This is a genomic window from Variovorax sp. 01T432 (genome assembly GCF_056398605.1).
On the sequence record NZ_JBFTPS010000005.1, the window covers coordinates 99171 to 115094 of the forward strand.

General features: G+C 68.0%; 17 protein-coding genes. 11 read left to right on the forward strand and 6 right to left on the reverse strand.

Annotated elements, in window-relative coordinates; genetic code table 11:
- Nucleotides 1–137 precede the first annotated feature (137 nt).
- The gene (locus AC1DNF_RS05465) at nt 138–410 is read right to left on the reverse strand and encodes a hypothetical protein (RefSeq protein WP_478147537.1); all 273 of its coding nucleotides are present in this window, start codon (nt 408–410) and stop codon (nt 138–140) included.
- A gap of 46 nt (nt 411–456) precedes the next feature.
- Between AC1DNF_RS05465 and AC1DNF_RS05470 the strand changes: the two genes are divergently transcribed.
- The gene (locus AC1DNF_RS05470; RefSeq protein ID WP_478147538.1) at nt 457–849 is read left to right on the forward strand and encodes a hypothetical protein; all 393 of its coding nucleotides are present in this window, start codon (nt 457–459) and stop codon (nt 847–849) included.
- A gap of 21 nt (nt 850–870) precedes the next feature.
- Nucleotides 871–2010, forward strand: a complete 1140-nt coding sequence (locus AC1DNF_RS05475) for a phenylacetaldoxime dehydratase family protein (protein ID WP_478147539.1) — start codon at nt 871–873, stop codon at nt 2008–2010.
- A 79-nt stretch (nt 2011–2089) separates the two neighbouring features.
- On the opposite strand, the gene AC1DNF_RS05480 is transcribed toward AC1DNF_RS05475, so the two are convergent.
- Both AC1DNF_RS05480 and AC1DNF_RS05485 read right to left on the reverse strand, forming a co-directional pair.
- Nucleotides 2090–2425 carry a hypothetical protein gene (locus AC1DNF_RS05480; RefSeq protein WP_478147540.1) on the reverse strand — a complete coding sequence of 112 codons (336 nt, stop codon included), beginning with the start codon at nt 2423–2425 and terminating at the stop codon, nt 2090–2092.
- A 145-nt stretch (nt 2426–2570) separates the two neighbouring features.
- Nucleotides 2571–3431 (reverse strand): TatD family hydrolase, encoded by an 861-nt coding sequence (locus AC1DNF_RS05485; protein ID WP_478147541.1) that lies wholly within the window; start codon nt 3429–3431, stop codon nt 2571–2573.
- A 99-nt stretch (nt 3432–3530) separates the two neighbouring features.
- On the opposite strand from AC1DNF_RS05485, the gene AC1DNF_RS05490 reads away from it, so the two are divergent.
- The 5 genes from AC1DNF_RS05490 (at nt 3531) to AC1DNF_RS05510 (ending at nt 8458) form a co-directional block, all read left to right on the forward strand.
- Nucleotides 3531–4490, forward strand: coding sequence for a S1C family serine protease (locus AC1DNF_RS05490; protein ID WP_478147542.1), 960 nt, complete (start codon nt 3531–3533; stop codon nt 4488–4490).
- Between the two features lie 25 nt (nt 4491–4515).
- Nucleotides 4516–5520: an AAA family ATPase gene (locus tag AC1DNF_RS05495; protein ID WP_478147543.1), complete on the forward strand. Its 1005-nt coding sequence runs from the start codon at nt 4516–4518 to the stop codon at nt 5518–5520.
- The gene (locus AC1DNF_RS05500) at nt 5501–6502 is read left to right on the forward strand and encodes a DUF58 domain-containing protein (protein ID WP_478147544.1); all 1002 of its coding nucleotides are present in this window, start codon (nt 5501–5503) and stop codon (nt 6500–6502) included. Before AC1DNF_RS05495 ends, AC1DNF_RS05500 begins: the two co-directional genes overlap by 20 nt.
- Entirely contained in the window at nt 6499–7539 is a 1041-nt protein-coding gene (locus AC1DNF_RS05505; protein WP_478147545.1) for a VWA domain-containing protein, read from the forward strand. The genes AC1DNF_RS05500 and AC1DNF_RS05505 overlap by 4 nt, the downstream gene beginning before the upstream one ends.
- Before the next feature lie 160 nt (nt 7540–7699).
- On the forward strand, nt 7700–8458 hold the full coding sequence (locus AC1DNF_RS05510) for an SDR family NAD(P)-dependent oxidoreductase (protein WP_478147546.1): 759 nt from the start codon (nt 7700–7702) through the stop codon (nt 8456–8458).
- Nucleotides 8459–8461: 3 nt separating this feature from the next.
- Here AC1DNF_RS05510 and pdxR read toward each other — a convergent pair whose 3' ends face one another.
- Nucleotides 8462–9895, reverse strand: a complete 1434-nt coding sequence (pdxR, locus tag AC1DNF_RS05515; protein WP_478147547.1) for a MocR-like pyridoxine biosynthesis transcription factor PdxR — start codon at nt 9893–9895, stop codon at nt 8462–8464.
- Nucleotides 9896–9991: 96 nt separating this feature from the next.
- Between pdxR and AC1DNF_RS05520 the strand changes: the two genes are divergently transcribed.
- Both AC1DNF_RS05520 and AC1DNF_RS05525 read left to right on the forward strand, forming a co-directional pair.
- Nucleotides 9992–10432 (forward strand): carboxymuconolactone decarboxylase family protein, encoded by a 441-nt coding sequence (locus AC1DNF_RS05520; protein ID WP_478147548.1) that lies wholly within the window; start codon nt 9992–9994, stop codon nt 10430–10432.
- An 11-nt stretch (nt 10433–10443) separates the two neighbouring features.
- Entirely contained in the window at nt 10444–10866 is a 423-nt protein-coding gene (locus AC1DNF_RS05525; protein ID WP_478147549.1) for a cupin domain-containing protein, read from the forward strand.
- Between the two features lie 273 nt (nt 10867–11139).
- Here the strand turns inward: AC1DNF_RS05525 and lolD are convergent, their stop codons facing one another.
- Nucleotides 11140–11901 carry a lipoprotein-releasing ABC transporter ATP-binding protein LolD gene (gene lolD / locus AC1DNF_RS05530; protein ID WP_478147550.1) on the reverse strand — a complete coding sequence of 254 codons (762 nt, stop codon included), beginning with the start codon at nt 11899–11901 and terminating at the stop codon, nt 11140–11142.
- A complete protein-coding gene (locus tag AC1DNF_RS05535; protein WP_478147551.1) occupies nt 11894–13150 on the reverse strand; it encodes a lipoprotein-releasing ABC transporter permease subunit in 1257 nt (418 codons plus the stop codon). The genes lolD and AC1DNF_RS05535 overlap by 8 nt, the downstream gene beginning before the upstream one ends.
- A 36-nt stretch (nt 13151–13186) precedes the next feature.
- Here AC1DNF_RS05535 and AC1DNF_RS05540 point away from each other — a divergent pair, with 36 nt between their 5' ends.
- The gene (locus AC1DNF_RS05540; RefSeq protein WP_478147552.1) at nt 13187–14167 is read left to right on the forward strand and encodes a hypothetical protein; all 981 of its coding nucleotides are present in this window, start codon (nt 13187–13189) and stop codon (nt 14165–14167) included.
- The gene (gene recJ, locus AC1DNF_RS05545; protein WP_478147553.1) at nt 14167–15882 is read left to right on the forward strand and encodes a single-stranded-DNA-specific exonuclease RecJ; all 1716 of its coding nucleotides are present in this window, start codon (nt 14167–14169) and stop codon (nt 15880–15882) included. Before AC1DNF_RS05540 ends, recJ begins: the two co-directional genes overlap by 1 nt.
- The last annotated feature ends 42 nt before the right edge of the window (nt 15883–15924 follow it).

A 15924-nucleotide genomic window follows, 5' to 3' on the forward strand; every position in this document is an offset into this window, starting at 1 on the left:
GCATCACCGCGACACAAGCGCGGGCTCTTTCTGGGGAATTGTCGCAGATGCATGCCACCGGAATTTGCCATCCCTAACATCCGCCGGACCCGCAAATCTGAAGTCTTCTCTTATTCAAATTGCCGGTGCCGACTCAATCAAATGCCAACAAGAATGAGGCCCAAAGAATGCAACGGATCTTCAGGCAGATTGCTGAACGGAAGGAGCGCACCCAGGGACATGCGTTCTTTTCGCGAGCCCATGAAATCAGCGAAGACAGTGTCGTGGAGAAACTGAGGATCTGGGCGCCTCTCTTTGTTCATCTGGCAATGACGTTTCGCGACATCAATCGGATGTACTACGTCTACCCGACCCCCAGCTCGGATTTCGAGCGCGCCATCAATGCGCATGCCAAGGTCGATGGCACGCACTGGCAGCTATTGATCGACGACCTGCGCGCCATTGGCGTCGACAAGGATGTCATTGCCGCAGCCCGAGGAGATGGCGGAAAGCATTCGCAGCCAGCAGGCCCTGGCCCGAGCGCTTTTTCCCCAGGATTTCGAGCGCGTGTCCCACCTTGTCGACTACTACCCCTATCTTTCCGGTCTCGCGAGAAAGATAGGGGTGCAGCCAAGGCAATGGCGCCTCTTCCTTTCGGACATTGCGCTTTGGTACAAGGTCAATTTCTCATTCCTCTGCCCGGGCATGTTCCGCCTTCATGGTCCCGGCGCCAGGCCGGCCGCGGTGAAGCCCATCCTGCGCGCACTGCCCACCATGCACGCGTCGGTCTTGCTCATGGAAGGCGCTCTTTACGCACTGTGTCGCCTTCTGTCGCTCGTCGGATTCCGACGTTTTCGCCCATCCGCCTAACCACGAAAAGGAGTCATGAACATGGAGTTAGCCATCGCACCGCATCTGAGGTGTCCCCGCACGCGAGACCGGGCCATCGGGGATGACTATGTGCCGATGTTTCCAGGCTATGTGGCGCGGCCGCGTCCATCGATCGATCGCATCGTCATGGCTCACTTCGGCGTGCAGGCCCAAGCTGCCGGGAAAAAGGCCGACGCCTGGGCCGCATTGCGCAGGATCGTCGGCAGTTTCAGCGCGCCCGACGGCCCTGGCCACCATGAACTGGCCTTCCATGCCGACACGGCCGGCCAGGACACTTTCCTGGCGCTCGCCTACTGGGATGCACCGGATCGCTTCAGTCGGTGGGTCGCGCAGCCCGCGGTCGACGCTTGGTGGCAGTCCGAACAGCGCCTGAATGACGGCCTGGGCTACTTCCGGGAGATCGTGAGCCCGCGGATCGAGCGCTACGAATCGCTGCTGAGCGACTCGGATCGCGGCGAAGGCGCGGGCTGCGTGCTGGGCGGCATCAGCGAAGCGCCGATTCAGGAACACGGCTACTGGGGCTCGTCCCGCGATCGGCTGCCTCTGTCGCAAACCGATGAAATGGTGGCGACCGGTGCACTGGCGTTCGGAGAAGGCCCGAACCCCAAGGGGCGCATTCGCATTGCCGGTCACGAGAACATGGCCTTCATCCGATCGGGCCAGGACTGGGCCGAGACCGACGGCAAGGAGAGGGATCTCTACCTGCGCGAGATGGAGCCGCCGCTGCGCACGGGAATGGAGTTCCTGGCGCGCGAAGGCCGCGCGCTCGGCTGCTACAGCAGCCGCTACATGCGGCATCTGGACGATGCGGGGCAGCCCATCGACAGGACTTTCGGCATGGCCTACTGGCGCTCGCTCTCGGAGCTCAAGCGCTGGGCCTGGTCGCATCCCACGCACAAGGCCATCGTGGGCTCGTTCCCGCCCGTGGCCAAGCAACTGAATTTCGACCTGAAGCTGCGGCTCTACCACGAGGTCGCGGTCCTGAAGGCCGAGGAGCAGAGCTACGAGTACATCAACTGCCATCCCGCCACCGGGCTGGCAGGTGCGTTGGCGCTGCAACACGAGCGCGTGGCGCCTCGCGGCCATCCCCACGCCGAATACCTCGGAAAGGCGTCGATCCCGCTGCCCACGGCGCCTTGAGTCAGCCGGGCACCTTCGCCGTTCGACGCAAAAAAAACCCGCCGCGGCGGGTTTTTCGTCAGTAGCCGAGCGGATGCGCTCAGGGCTTCTTCGCGGCCTTTGCGGCTTCGTTCTCGGCGGTGCCGGGGATCTTCTCGCCGATCTTGCCGCCGACGTTGCGCACGGCGTCGGCCGTCTTGTGACCCGCCTTGGCCACGGCATGGCCCGACTTCTTGGCGACCTTCTTGGTGCCCTTGTAAGCCTTCTTGGCCGTGCGTTCGGTCGCGTCCACGGCCTTCTCGCCGGTGGCCTTGGCCTTTTCCATGGTCGTCGGTTCCGCGGGCGCCGGCGTGGTTTGCGCGACAGCCGACAGGCCGATCGAAGCGAGCGTCAATGCCAGCACGGCAGGAATGGCACGAAGGGACGATTTGTTCATAGTGAAGCTCCTCTTGATGATTTGGAGTGGGCGGAGTGTCGAGGGAGTGACGAATTTGCCACTCCCTTGCAACGAATGTGCAGGCTCCGAGGATGACAGCAAAAAGCCGATCGCCGGGTGCCGACCGCCAAGTCGGGTACTTGGCCTACGCAGTCCCGGGTGGATCGACTGACACGCCGAGCAGGCCGGACAGGCGCGGCAAAGCCGAAATCGCGTTGCGCGTGGTCGCCTTGGCCAGCGCTTCGATGCCGAGGCCGCGCAACTGCGCCATCACGGCCGCGATGCGGGGCAACTCGGCCGGCTCGTTGCGTCCCTGTGGCGCGCCGGCCGCGCGCTGCGCCTGCGTGCGGTAGAGCCAGTGCGGCTGGATGTCGGGCGCGTCGGTCTCCATCACGATGGCCTCCAGCGGAAGGGCTGCGGCCAGCCGGCGCAGCTGCAATGCGCGTTCGAAGGTCAGCGCGCCGCCGAAGCCCAGCTTGAGTCCGAGCTCGATGCAGGCGCGCGCCTGCTGCTCGCTGCCGTTGAACGCATGCGCGATGCCGCGCCAGACCTGCCCCGGCGCAACCTGGCGCAGGTGCTTGAGGACCTGGTCCACGGAACGGCGCACATGGATGATCACCGGCAGCTCGTGCTTGCGCGCAAGTTGCAACTGAGTGTGAAAGAAGCGTGCCTGCTTGTCGGGATCCAGCCCCTCGACGAAGAAGTCGAGCCCGATCTCGCCCACCGCGACCAGGCGGGGATCGTCGCGCCGCGCGGCGAGTTCGGCGTCGAGCGCTGCGAGATGAGCATCCAGCGCCTCGCCGATGCACAAGGGATGGATGCCCAGGGCGTAGGCATCCCCGTAGGCATGCGCCAGTTCGCGCACCGCGGCGAAGTTGGCGACCGCCACTGCCGGAATGACACACAGCGCGACCTGCCGGGCTGCCGCGCGAGCGCGGATCTCCGGCGCCTCGGACCCGAATTCCGGGGCATCGAGATGGCAATGGGTATCGACAAAGCTGACCATCGGCTGATGATGCCCGAAGAGATGCAAGACCGCGGAAAGCGTGCTACCGTGCCTCTTCAGAACGTCTAGACCCGTCGTCTTCTTGCCGGAGGTGCCACGATGCGCAGGCCCGCCTTTTACAGCCGTTCGCCCCGCGCGCCGCAGGATGCGGCCGAGTCGCCGGCGCCCGTGACAGCCCTGGCGCCCGCCCCCGCATCGAGACGATGGCAGCCCGGCCGGTGGAGTCTCGCATTCCTGCTCGCGGCGAGTGTCGGAGTCGGCGGCGCGGGCGTGGCCTTCTGGCCGCGGCACGGGCACACGCTCACGCAGAAGGACATCGATGCGGCGGTGCTGCGCACCCTGCAGACCACCACGCTTCCCTCCGCCGCCGCGAAGGCCGCGGAAATCATCCGACCCTCGGTGGTGCGTGTCGTGGGCTATGGCCACGAAAAGGCCACGCCCGAAGCCAAGACGGAGAAGCGCGGCCGCAATCTCGCCAAGGGCAAGCCGCCGGATGCAGACGAAGTGCCCGGGCAGCAGGTGGAACGCGGCGTCGGCACGGGCGTGGTGATCGTCGACAAGGGGGTCATCCTCACCAACCTGCACGTCGTCGCCGGCGCGGAAAGCATCAAGGTCACCTTCGCCGACGGGCTCGAATCGCCCGCCACCGTCACCGGCGTGCAACCCGAGAACGACCTCGCCGTGCTGCAGGCGTCGAAGCTGCCCGACGACCTGATCCCGGCCACCATGCGTTCGACCGCCGACCTTCGGCCGGGCGACCAGGTGGTGGCCGTGGGCTTCCCCTTCGGCATCGGCCCCTCGGTGTCGGCGGGCGTGGTGTCAGGCCTCGACCGCTCGTTCCGCTCGCCGGAAGGCAAGCAGGAACTGGGCAACCTCATCCAGTTCGACGCCGCTGCCAACCCCGGCAACTCGGGCGGGCCCCTGATCAACATGGACGGCGAGGTGCTGGGCATCGTCACCGCCATCCTCAATCCGACACAGGCGCGGACCTTCATTGGCATCGGTTTTGCAGTGCCGATCGAAAACGCAGCGACCGCCGTCGGCTCGCCACCGTTCTGATTCATCTTCAACGAAAGCATTCAGCATGAGCACAGAGAACGAATCGATCGCCACCGCCGAGCTGATGGAGCAGATCCTCTACCAGGTCAAGCGTGTCGTCGTCGGCCAGGACCGTTTTCTCGAACGCGTGATGGTCGCCGTGCTGGCGGGCGGCCACCTGCTCGTGGAGGGTGTGCCGGGTCTGGCCAAGACCCTGACCATCAAGACGCTCGCCGAGACCGTGCGGGGCCGTTTCAAGCGCATCCAGTTCACGCCCGACCTGGTCCCGGCCGACCTGGTCGGCACGCGCATCTACAACCAGAAGACCGGCGACTTCAGCACCTCCCTCGGCCCGGTGTTCGCCAACCTGCTCCTGGCCGATGAAATCAACCGCGCCCCGGCCAAGGTGCAGAGCGCCTTGCTGGAAGTGATGCAGGAGCGCCAGGTCACGATCGCCGGCGAGACCTACAAGGTGCCGCGCCCCTTCCTCGTGATGGCGACGCAGAACCCGATCGAGACCGAAGGCACCTATCCGCTGCCCGAGGCGCAGGTGGACCGCTTCATGATGAAGGTGCTGGTCGACTACCCGACCGACGAGGAAGAATTCGTGATCGTCGAGCGCGTGATCGGCGCCGCGGTGGAGGTCGCCCCGGTCGCCACGACCGACCAGCTCGCCGACCTGCAGGCCGAGGCCAGGCGCGTGTATGTCGACCCATCGCTGATCCAGTACGCGGTCAGGCTGGTGTCAGCCACGCGCAACCCGGAGAAGCACGGCATGAAGGACATGCGGCGCTACATCACCTTCGGCGCCAGTCCCCGCGCCAGCATCAACCTGACCGAAGGCGCGCGCGCGCTGGCCCTGCTGCGCGGGCGCAGCTACGCGCTGCCCGAAGACATGATCGCGCTGGTGCCCGACGTGCTGCGCCACCGCATCACGATGTCGTACGAAGGCCTCTCCGAAGGCCTCACGCCCGACAGCCTGGTCGAACGGATCATGCGGGCCGTGCCCGCGCCAGCCAAACCGCTCGAGCATGAAAAGCTGGTGGCCTAAGCGCGCGAAGGCGGCGAACGACGAAGCGCTCGCGGCCGCCGAGGCCGCGGCCGGCGGCGCCGAGCGCGTGCTGCGCCGGCTCGAGTGGACGGTCATACGCCGGCTCGACGGTCTTCTGCAAGGCGACTACCGCACGCTGATGCGCGGCACGGGGCTCGACCTCGCCGACCTGCGCGAATACCAGCATCACGACGATGTGCGCCACATCGACTGGAACGTCACGGCGCGCCTGCAGACGCCCTATGTTCGCGTGTTCACCGAAGACCGCGAGATGGCGGCGTGGTTCGTGCTCGACCTGAGCCGCTCGGTCGACTTCGGCTCGGGCCAGAAGGCCAAGCGCGAGATCTCGGCCGGCTTTGTCGGCGTGGTCGCGCGCCTGCTCACCGGCCACGGAAATCGCGTCGGCGCGCTGGTCTACGGCAACGACGTCGAGGCCGTGATACCGCCGCGCACCGGCAGGCGTCACGTGTTGCAACTGCTGCATGTGATGGAGCGCCGCGCGCAGAGCAAGATGTCGGGGCAGCCCACGCAGGTGGGCATGACCCGGCTGGCCGACCTGTTGAAGTCGGCCGCGATGCTGATCCAGCGCCGCTCGACCATCTTCGTCGTTTCCGACTTCCTGAGCGAGCCGGGGTGGGAACGCCCGCTCGCGCAACTGGCGCAGCGCCACGAGGTGGTGGCCGTGCGCATCTTCGATCCGCTGGAACTCCAGCTGCCTGATCTCGGCCTGGTTCCGCTGCGCGATGCCGAGACCGGGGAGCAGCTGTGGGTCGACACGCATGACGCCGGTTTCCGCAAGCGCTTTGCCCGCATTGCGGCGGAGCGCGAGGACATCCTGCGCGCGGCCCTGGCGAAGGTCGGCGTCGACGCGCTCGAACTTTCAACCGAGGATGATCTGGTGGAGGCCATCGTGCGCTTCGCCGACATGCGCAAGCGCCGTGTGCGCATCGGGTCACCCCAAGCAAAGGCGGTGGCAGCATGAACTTCCTCTGGCCTCAATTCCTCTGGCTGCTTCTGGCGCTGCCCCTGCTGGTGCTGCTGTACCTCTGGCTGATTCGCCGCAAGAAGAAGCTGGCGCTGCGCTATGCCAGCCTGTCGATCGTGCGCGACGCGATGAGTGCGGGACAGACGCTGCGCCGCCACATCCCGCCGCTGCTCTTCCTGCTGGCGATCGCCGCGATGCTGGTGGCCGCCGCCAGGCCCATGGCCGTGGTGGTGCTGCCCTCGAACCAGCAGACCATCATCCTCGCAATGGATGTCTCGGGCAGCATGCGCGCGGCCGATGTTCAGCCGAACCGTCTCGTGGCGGCGCAGGAAGCGGCCAAGACCTTCCTGAAGGAACTGCCGCGCTCCGTGAAGGTCGGCGTCGTGGCGTTCGCGGGCAGTGCGAACGTGGCACAACTCCCCACGACCAACCGCGAGGAGTTGGTCGCGGCGATCGACTCCTTCCAGCTCCAGCGCGCGACGGCCACCGGCGACGCGATCGTCGTCTCGCTCGCCACCCTCTTCCCGGACGCCGGCATCGAGATCTCGGACTTCAGCCCGCAGAGCCGGCGGCGCGGCGTGTCGATCGACCAGGCCGGAAAGGGCCCGCAAAAGGACTTCACGCCGGTGGCACCAGGCTCCTACACCTCGGCCGCGATCATCATGCTGACCGACGGCCAGCGCACCACCGGCATCGATCCGCTCGACGCGGCCAAGGCGGCGGCCGACCGCGGCGTGCGGGTCTACACGGTGGGCATCGGCACGGTCGACGGTGAGACGATCGGCTTCGAAGGCTGGTCGATGCGCGTGCGCCTCGACGAGGAAACGCTCAAGGCCATCGCCAACAAGACGCAGGCCGAGTACTTCTATGCCGGCACCGCCACCGATCTGTCCAAGGTCTACAGCTCCCTGAGTTCGCGACTCACCGTCGAGAAGAAGGAAACGGAGATCTCGGCGCTCTTCGCGCTCGGCGCGGCCGTGCTGGCGCTGCTGTCGGCGGGGCTGTCCTTGCTCTGGTTCAACAGGATCCTTTAAACACCCCCAGGCTTCGCGCGCTTCGTGTCGCAACGCCCACCCCCTTGCAGGGGGCAACACCTGCGGCCCGGCGGAGCCGGCTCCGCGGTGTTCACTGGCTCTCCCCCAAAGCCGGGTCTGCGGTGTTCATGGGCTTCCCGCATTCACATAGGAGCAAATGATGTTTGATTTGACAGGGAAGGTTGCGCTCGTCACGGGGGGCAATGGGGGCATCGGGCTCGGGATGGCGCGGGGACTGGCGCAAGCGGGTGCGCGCGTCGTCATCGCGGCGCGCAACGCGGGGAAATCGGCGGCGGCGGTCGAGGCGCTGAAGGCGCTGGGCAGCGACAGCTTCGCGCTGGCAGCCGACGTGACCCATGAAGACGCGGTACAGGCGCTCTTCGATCAGCTCGCCGAACGCTGCGGCCGCCTCGACATCCTGGTCAACAACGCCGGCACCACGGTGCGCAAGCCCGTGGACCAGCTCTCGCTCGCCGAATGGAACCAGGTGATGGACACCAACCTCACCAGCGCCTTCCTTTGCTCGCGTGCCGCCTATCCACACCTCAAGGCGGCCGGCGGCGGCAAGATCATCAACATCGGCTCGATGATGTCGATCTTCGGCGCACCCTATGCGCCAGCCTACGGCGCGAGCAAGGGCGGGATCGTCCAGCTGACTCGCGCGATGGCAACCTCTTGGGCCAAGGACGGCATCCAGGTCAATGCCGTGCTGCCAGGGTGGATCCAGACCGAACTCACCGATGGCGCGCGTGCCCAGGTGCAAGGGCTCGACGAGCGCGTGATCGCGCGCACGGCCGCGGGGCGCTGGGGCCAGCCTGCGGACATGGCGGGCATCGCGGTGTTCCTCGCGAGCGCGGCTTCGGATTTCGTCACGGGAACCGCGATTCCGGTGGATGGCGGGTATTCGATCTCCGGCTGATCCTCAGCCCATCTGCGTCAGGATGTCCCGCACCCGGTCCAGGGAAGGATCGATGTCCCCGGTCTCGATCGCCCCGTAGCCCAGCATCAACCCCTGCCGCGCGGGAGCGAAGTGATAGAAGCCCTCGAGCGGATAGAGCCCGACATCGACGCGCCGGGCGAGCCTCAAGAGCATCTCGACATCGATGCGTTGTCTGCAAACCGCGGCCATGTGGATCCCCGCCGTCGCCGGCACCAGGTCGAACCATGCCGAAAGATCGCCGGCGAAGCGCCGCATGATGCGCTCGCGCCGCTCGGCGTAGACCGCGTGGCTGCGCCGGATGTGCTTGTGCAGCTCCCCATCTCCGATGAACTTCGCCAGCGCCCACTGCGCCGGCGTGGAGGTGTGCCAGTCGCTCAGGTGCTTGGCCACGCACACCGCCTCCAGGATCGCCGCCGGCGCGATCAGGTAACCCAGGCGCAACTCCGGCGACAGCGTCTTCGAGAAAGTACCGACGAAGGCGACCGTGCCCTCCTTGTCCATGCTCTGCAGCGAGTCCGCCGGCCGGCCTTCGTAGCGGAACTCGCTGTCGTAGTCGTCCTCGATGATGATCGCGCCGAGCGCGTGGGCGCGCGCGAGCAGTGCCTCGCGCCGGCCCACGCTCATCGGCATGCCCAGCGGGAACTGGTGCGCAGGCGTCACGTAGACGAGCCGCGTGCCGTCGGGGATCTGGTCCACCCGCATTCCCTCGGCATCGACCGGTATCCCGACCACCCGCGCGCCCTGCGCGCCGAAGAGCAGCCGCGCCGGCGGATAGCCGGGCTCCTCGACGGCCACCGTGCAGCCGGGCTCCACCAGCACGCGGGCCACCAGGTCGAGCGCCTGCTGCGCCCCGTTGGTGACGATGATGTCGTCCACGCCGCAGCGCACCCCCCGCGAGAAGGCCGCATGCCGCGCGATGGCATCGCGCAGCGCGGGCAACCCCTCCACCGGGCCGTACATGCCGCGTGAGCGGGCCCCTTCGCGCAGCGCATGCAGCACGCAGCGGCGCCATTCGGCGTGCGGGAACAGGCCGCGGGCCGGCGCGCCGCCGATGTATTCGTAGCGCGAGTTGCCCGCCGGCGCGGGGTGGCGCAGCGGCGTGTCCATGCTGCGCCAGCGCTCGACCATCGCCGCGCCCGCAATGCGCGGGGTGCGGCTCGGCGCCGCGCGCGGCGCCAGGTCGTCGGCAACGAAGGTGCCGCTGCCGACGCGGCCGACCAGGAGCTTGTCGTAGGTGAGCCTGGCGTAGGCCTCGGCCACCGTCTTGCGCGACAGGCCGAGCTGCCCGGCGAGCAGGCGCGAGGGCGGCAGCTTCTCGCCGGCGGCAAGACGGCCGGCGCGGATCGCTTCCCTCAACTGCCGGTAGAGCTGCCCGGTCAGGTCCTTGTCACCGTCGATGACGACGTGCAACTCCATCGGATTGGCCTCCTGCAAATGCCTGGGATTGGCTGCCCGCGAATGACCTGCCGGTTTTTAACATCGACTCACTTTCAGCCACTCAGGAGCAACACCATGGAACAACGAATCGATTTCTACAAGGCCTCGCCCGAGGCCGTGAAGGCGCTGATCGCCCTGGAGGTCGCCATCGGCAAACTCGGCCTGGAGCCGGTGCTGGTGGATCTCGTCAAGCTGCGCGCATCGCAGATCAACGGCTGCGCATTCTGTGTCGACCTGCATGCCAGCGACCTGCGCAAGAAGGGCGAGAGCGAGCGCCGCGTCCACACTGTGTCGGTGTGGCGCGAAACGCCCTTCTTCACGCCGCGCGAACGCGCCGCCCTCGCCTGGACCGAAGCCGTCACAGACATCGCCGCGAGCCGCGCGCCCGATGCGGACTACGAGGCGCTGCGCGCGGAATTCAGCGAAGCCGAGATGGTCAATCTCACGCTCGCGATCGGCGTCATCAACAGCTGGAACCGGCTCTCGATCGGCTTCCGCAAGACGCTCACGGCCTGAGGAGAAGGCCCATGAACGCCAGGAAGCTCATCCTCGCCGCGATCGCCGTCGGCGCCACGCTGGCGCACCCGTGGGCCTTGGCCCACGAGGTCCACGGCACCGAAGAGAAGGTCACGCCGGTGCAGGTGCGCAAGCTGCCCGAGATCCCAGGCAAGCAGGTCGTCATGGCCATCGTCAGCTACGAACCGGGGCAGGCCTCGGCCGCGCATGTGCATTCCGGTTCGGTCTTCGCCTACGTGCTCGAAGGCGAAATCGTCTCGCAGCTCGAAGGCCAGCCAGCGGTCACCTACAAGGCGGGCGAATCCTGGTACGAGCCGCCGCGCACCGGGCACCTCGTGTCGCGCAACGCGAGTGCGTCGCGGCCCGCCAGATTGCTGGCCTATCTGGTGATGGACGAAGGCGGCAAGACCAAGGAACCCTTGCCCACCAAGTGAAGCAACAAAGGCGCCCCCCATCCGCGTGGTGGCCTTCAACGCCGGCCCGATCAGGGGCGGCATCGGCGCCAGTCCGGAGGAGGCCTTCTCCCACGCCAAACAGGTGAAGAACATGATCGCGCAGTTCGGCATCGCCGCCGGCACGGCCTTGGCCACGCTGTGCATGCAAGGAAGCCACGCTGATGGCCGCGCCCGACTACTTCCTGGTGCTGATGGTCTTCGCCGCTGCCTGCCTGGGGCTCGTGCTGCGCGGACGCCCGTTGCGCGAGCTCTTCAGCCCGCGAGCCGTCCGGCGGTGAGGCGCAGCACGCGGTCGCAGCGCCTGGCCAGGCTCTCGTCGTGCGTCACCATCACGAAGGCCGTGCCGCGCTCCCGCGCCAACCCGAGCATCAGCGCGAACACGCCATCGGCCGTCGCGCGATCGAGATTGCCGGTCGGCTCATCGGCCAGTACGCAATCGGGCTGCGTCACCAGCGCGCGCGCGATGGCCACGCGCTGGCGCTCGCCGCCCGAGAGCTCGGCGGGGCGATGCTGGACGCGCTCGCCGAGGCCCACGGCCGTCAGCATGGCCACGGCCGTTTCGCTCGCCTGCGCCGGCGGCACGCGCCGGATCTTCAACGGCATCGCCACGTTGTCGAGCGCGCTGAACTCCGGCAGCAGGTGGTGGAACTGATAGACGAAGCCCAGGTGCCGGTTGCGCAGCCGCCCCTGCTCTGCGGGATCGACATGCGCGATGTTCTTGCCGTGCAGCTCGACGCTGCCCGAGGTCGGCGCATCGAGCCCGCCCATCAGGTGCAGCAGCGTGCTCTTGCCGGAACCGGAGGCGCCGACGATCGCGAGCGTCTCGCCCGCGTGCACGTCGAGGTCCACGCCATGCAGCACCGTGAGGTCGATGCGGCCTTCGTGGAAGCGCTTGGTCAAGCCCCGGACCTTGAGGACCACGCCCTCGGCGGCGGGGCGCGCGACGGCAGCGGTCCCCTCGGGGGCCGGAACGGTCAGCCCGGGGCCGAGCGTGGAGGCGAGCCGTTCATTCATAGCGCAGCGCCTCCGCGGGGTTGACGCGGCTCGCGCGCCAGCTCGGGTACAGCGTTGCGACGAAGGCGAGGATCAGCGAGATGAGTGTGATCGGCACGATGTCGCCCTGCTGCGGATCGCTGGGCATCTTGCTGATGAGGTAGATGTCCTTCGGCAGGAAGCTCGCGTGGAAGAGATGCTCCAGCGCAGGCACGATCACGTCGATGTTGTAGGCGATGCCCAGGCCGAGGAGCAGCCCGCCGATGGTGCCGATGATGCCCACCATCGCCCCCTGGACGACGAAGATGCCCATGATGCTGCGCGGGCTCGAGCCCAGCGTGCGCAGGATCGCGATGTCGGCGCGCTTGTCGGTCACCGTCATCACGAGCGTCGACACGAGGTTGAAGGCCGCCACCGCGACGATGAGCGTCAGGATGATGAACATCATGCGTTTCTCGACCTGCACGGCCGCGAACCATGTCTTGTTCTGCCGCGTCCAGTCGCGGATCAGGAAGGTGCCCGGCAACGTGGCGGCCAGTTCGTCGGCCACCTCGCGCGCCTGGTGCAGGTCCTTGAGCTTGATACGCAACCCGCTCGGGCCTTCGAGCCGGAACACGCGCTGTGCATCCTGCTCGTGGATCATCGCGAGCGTCGAGTCGTATTCGTAGTGGCCGGAATCGAAGGTGCCGACCACCGTGAACTGCTTGAGCCGCGGCACCACGCCGGCCGGCGTCACCTGCCCGCCGGGGGCGATCAGCGTGACCTGGTCGCCCTCCCGCACGAAGAGCGAGCGCGCGAGTTCGACGCCCAGCACGATGCCGAACTGGCCGGGCACCAGCTTGAGCAGCGCGCCATGCTGCGCGGTGGTGGAGATGTCGGTGACCTGCGGCTCCAGCGCGGGGTCGATACCGCGCACCAGCGCGCCCTTCATGTCGTCACCGCGCGCGATCAGCGCCTGCGCGGCAATGAAGGGGGCGACGCCGATCACCTGCGGGTTCTTGCGCGCTTCGGTCGCGATGGCGTCGATCTCGCCGAGCGCCTGGCCATCGCGCGAGCTGATCTCGATGTGCGAGATGACGCCGAGCATGCGGTCGGTCACTTCCTTCTGGAAGCCGTTCATCACGCTCAGCACGATGATCAGCGCCGCCACCCCCAGCGCGATGCCGAACATCGACACGCCGGAGATGAAGGAGATGAAGCCGTTGCGCCGCGTGGCGCGCCCGGCGCGCGTGTAGCGCCAGCCGAGTTCCAGTTCGTAAGGGAGGGGCATAGAGCCGGAATTGTGGCATCCCGGACAATAGGCCCCATGCCAGCCCTGCCTACTGCCCGCCATTTGCTCATTCCTTTTGCCGGCCGAGGCTCCCCGGCGTGTCTGGCCGCGACGGCCGGACTTCGGCTTCCGAAGCTCGAAGCCCTCCTGTCCCGACTCGCGCTGGTGCATGAAGACACCCAGGAAGACAACACACGCTCGCCACCGCACGAACGGGCGCTGGCCGAAGCGCTGGGCATCGCGGCGGCCGACGGCCGCATTCCCTGGGCGGCGCTCGAGGCTCGGCGGGCCGGCCTGGCTCCGACCGGGCCCGGCGAAAGCTGGGGCCTGGCGACGCTGTGCAACTGGCAGGTCGGCATCGACGACGTGGTGCTGGGCGACCCGGCCGCCATCGAGATCGACGCGGCCGAGTCCGCCGCCCTGCTCGCCGTCGCCCAACCCTTCTTCGAGGAGGACGGCATCGCCCTGCACGCCACCGCGACGCCGGGCCGCTGGCTCGCGCACGGCAAGGTCTTCGACGGCCTGGCGACGGCCTCGATCGACCGCGCGATCGGCTACCCGATCTCGCAATGGTCGCCCCTCTCCGACGACGCCCGGGCCCTTCGCCGGCTGCAGAACGAAATGCAGATGCTGCTCTACACCGAGCGCGTCAACGACGAGCGCACGGCGCGCGGCGTGCCGCCCATCAACTCCTTCTGGCTCAGCGGCACGGGCAGCCTGCCGGCCTCGCTCGCGGCGCCGGACGGCGTGGCCGGGCCCGAGCCCACCGTCGCCGACGCACTGCGCGCACCGGCCCTGCGCGACGATGGGGCCGCCTGGGCCGCGGCCTGGCAGGCGCTTGACGCGGGCCCCGTGGCCGAGCTGCTGGCCGACTGCGCGCGCGGCGCCGATGTGTCGCTCACGCTGTGCGGCGATCGCGGCGTGCGGCGCTTCGGCGTGCGGCAGCGAGGCTTCGCGCGTTGGGCCAAGGCCTTGTTCAAACGACCCGCAGCGGCCACCGCGCTGGAGGCGCTGTGATGAAGATCGTTGCCCGCGACATCCCCCCGCGCAGCGCCTGGGCGCTCGAGCAGGCGGGCGTGCACCCGCTGCTGGCCAGGCTCTACGCGGCGCGCGGCGTGCGAGGCAAGGATGAGCTCGACGACGGCCTGTCGAGATTGCTGCCGCCGGCCACGCTGCGCGGCACGCAGGAGGCGGCCGTGCTGCTGGCCGATGCCATTCGCGCCGACAAGCGCATCTGCATCGTCGCCGACTACGACTGCGACGGCGCAACGGCCTGCGCGGTGGCGGTGCGCGGCCTGCGCCTTCTCGGCGCCAGGCATGTGGAATACCTCGTGCCCGATCGCGTGGTCGACGGCTATGGCCTCACGCCGCCGATCGCCGAGCGTGTCGCCGACAGCGGGGCCGAGCTGCTCATCACCGTCGACAACGGCATCGCGAGCGTCGAAGGCGTGGCCGCCGCCAAGGCGCGCGGGCTGTCGGTGCTGGTGACCGACCATCACCTGCCGGGTCTCGAACTGCCGGCGGCGGACGTGCTGGTGAATCCCAATCAGCCGGGCTGCGCCTTCGAAAGCAAGAGCATCGCGGGTGTCGGCGTGATGTTCTACGTGCTGCTGGCGCTGCGTTCGCAACTGCGCGCACGGGGCCTGTTCGACATGGCCACCCAGCCGAAGCTCGACGTCCTGCTGCCGCTGGTCGCGCTGGGCACCGTGGCCGACGTGGTTCGGCTCGACGCCAACAACCGCCGTCTCGTCGCCCAGGGCCTGCGCCGCATCCGCGCCGGCGCACTGCCCGCCGGCATCACGGCGCTCTTCAAGGCCGCGGGGCGCAACGCGGCGGCCGCCACCACCTTCGACTTCGGCTTCGCGCTCGGCCCGCGCATCAACGCCGCCGGCCGCCTCGCCGACATGACGCTCGGCATCGAGTGCCTGCTGACTGATGACGCCGGGCGCGCCGACGAACTCGCGCGCACGCTGGACGGCATCAACCGTGAACGGCGCGACATCGAAGGCGGCATGCGCGAGCAGGCGCTGCTGCTGGCCGAGTCGCTGCTCGACGCGAGCCAGGCCGCGCCCGCCGCGATCAGCGTGTTCGGCGCGGACTTTCACGAAGGCGTGGTGGGTATCGTCGCGTCGCGCATCAAGGACCGCTTCCACCGCCCGACCTTCGTCTTCGCCGCGAGCGGGGCGGCCGGCAAGGAGAACGAATTGAAGGGGTCCGGGCGCTCGATTCCCGGCTTTCACCTGCGCGACGCGCTCGATCTCGTCGCCAAGCGTCACCCGGGCGTGCTGCTGCGCTTCGGCGGGCATGCGATGGCCGCGGGTTGCACCGTGGCCCGCGAACAATTCCCCACGTTCGAGAAGGCGCTCGCCGAAGTTGCGCAGGAATGGCTGGATGCCGCGACGCTGACGCGCCGGCTCGATACGGATGGCCCGCTCGCGCCCGAATACCTGCGCGTCGACCTGGTCGACACGCTGCATCGGGAGGTCTGGGGCCAGGGCTTCGCGCCGCCGACCTTCAGCGAGGAGGTGGAGGTTCTTTCACAGCGGCTCGTGGGAGAAAAACATCTCGCGCTGAAGCTGCGGCATCAGGGAAAGCCGGTGGACGGCATGTGGTTCGGCCACACCGAGCCTCTGCCGCCCCGGGTGCTCATCGCGTTTCGCCTGGATGCCGACGAATGGCAGGGCGTGCGCCGCGTTCGATTTCTGCTCGAAGGGGCCGAGTCAGGCCCGTGATGCAATGAAAGAGACGGATGCCTTGCGCAATTCAGGCAGGGC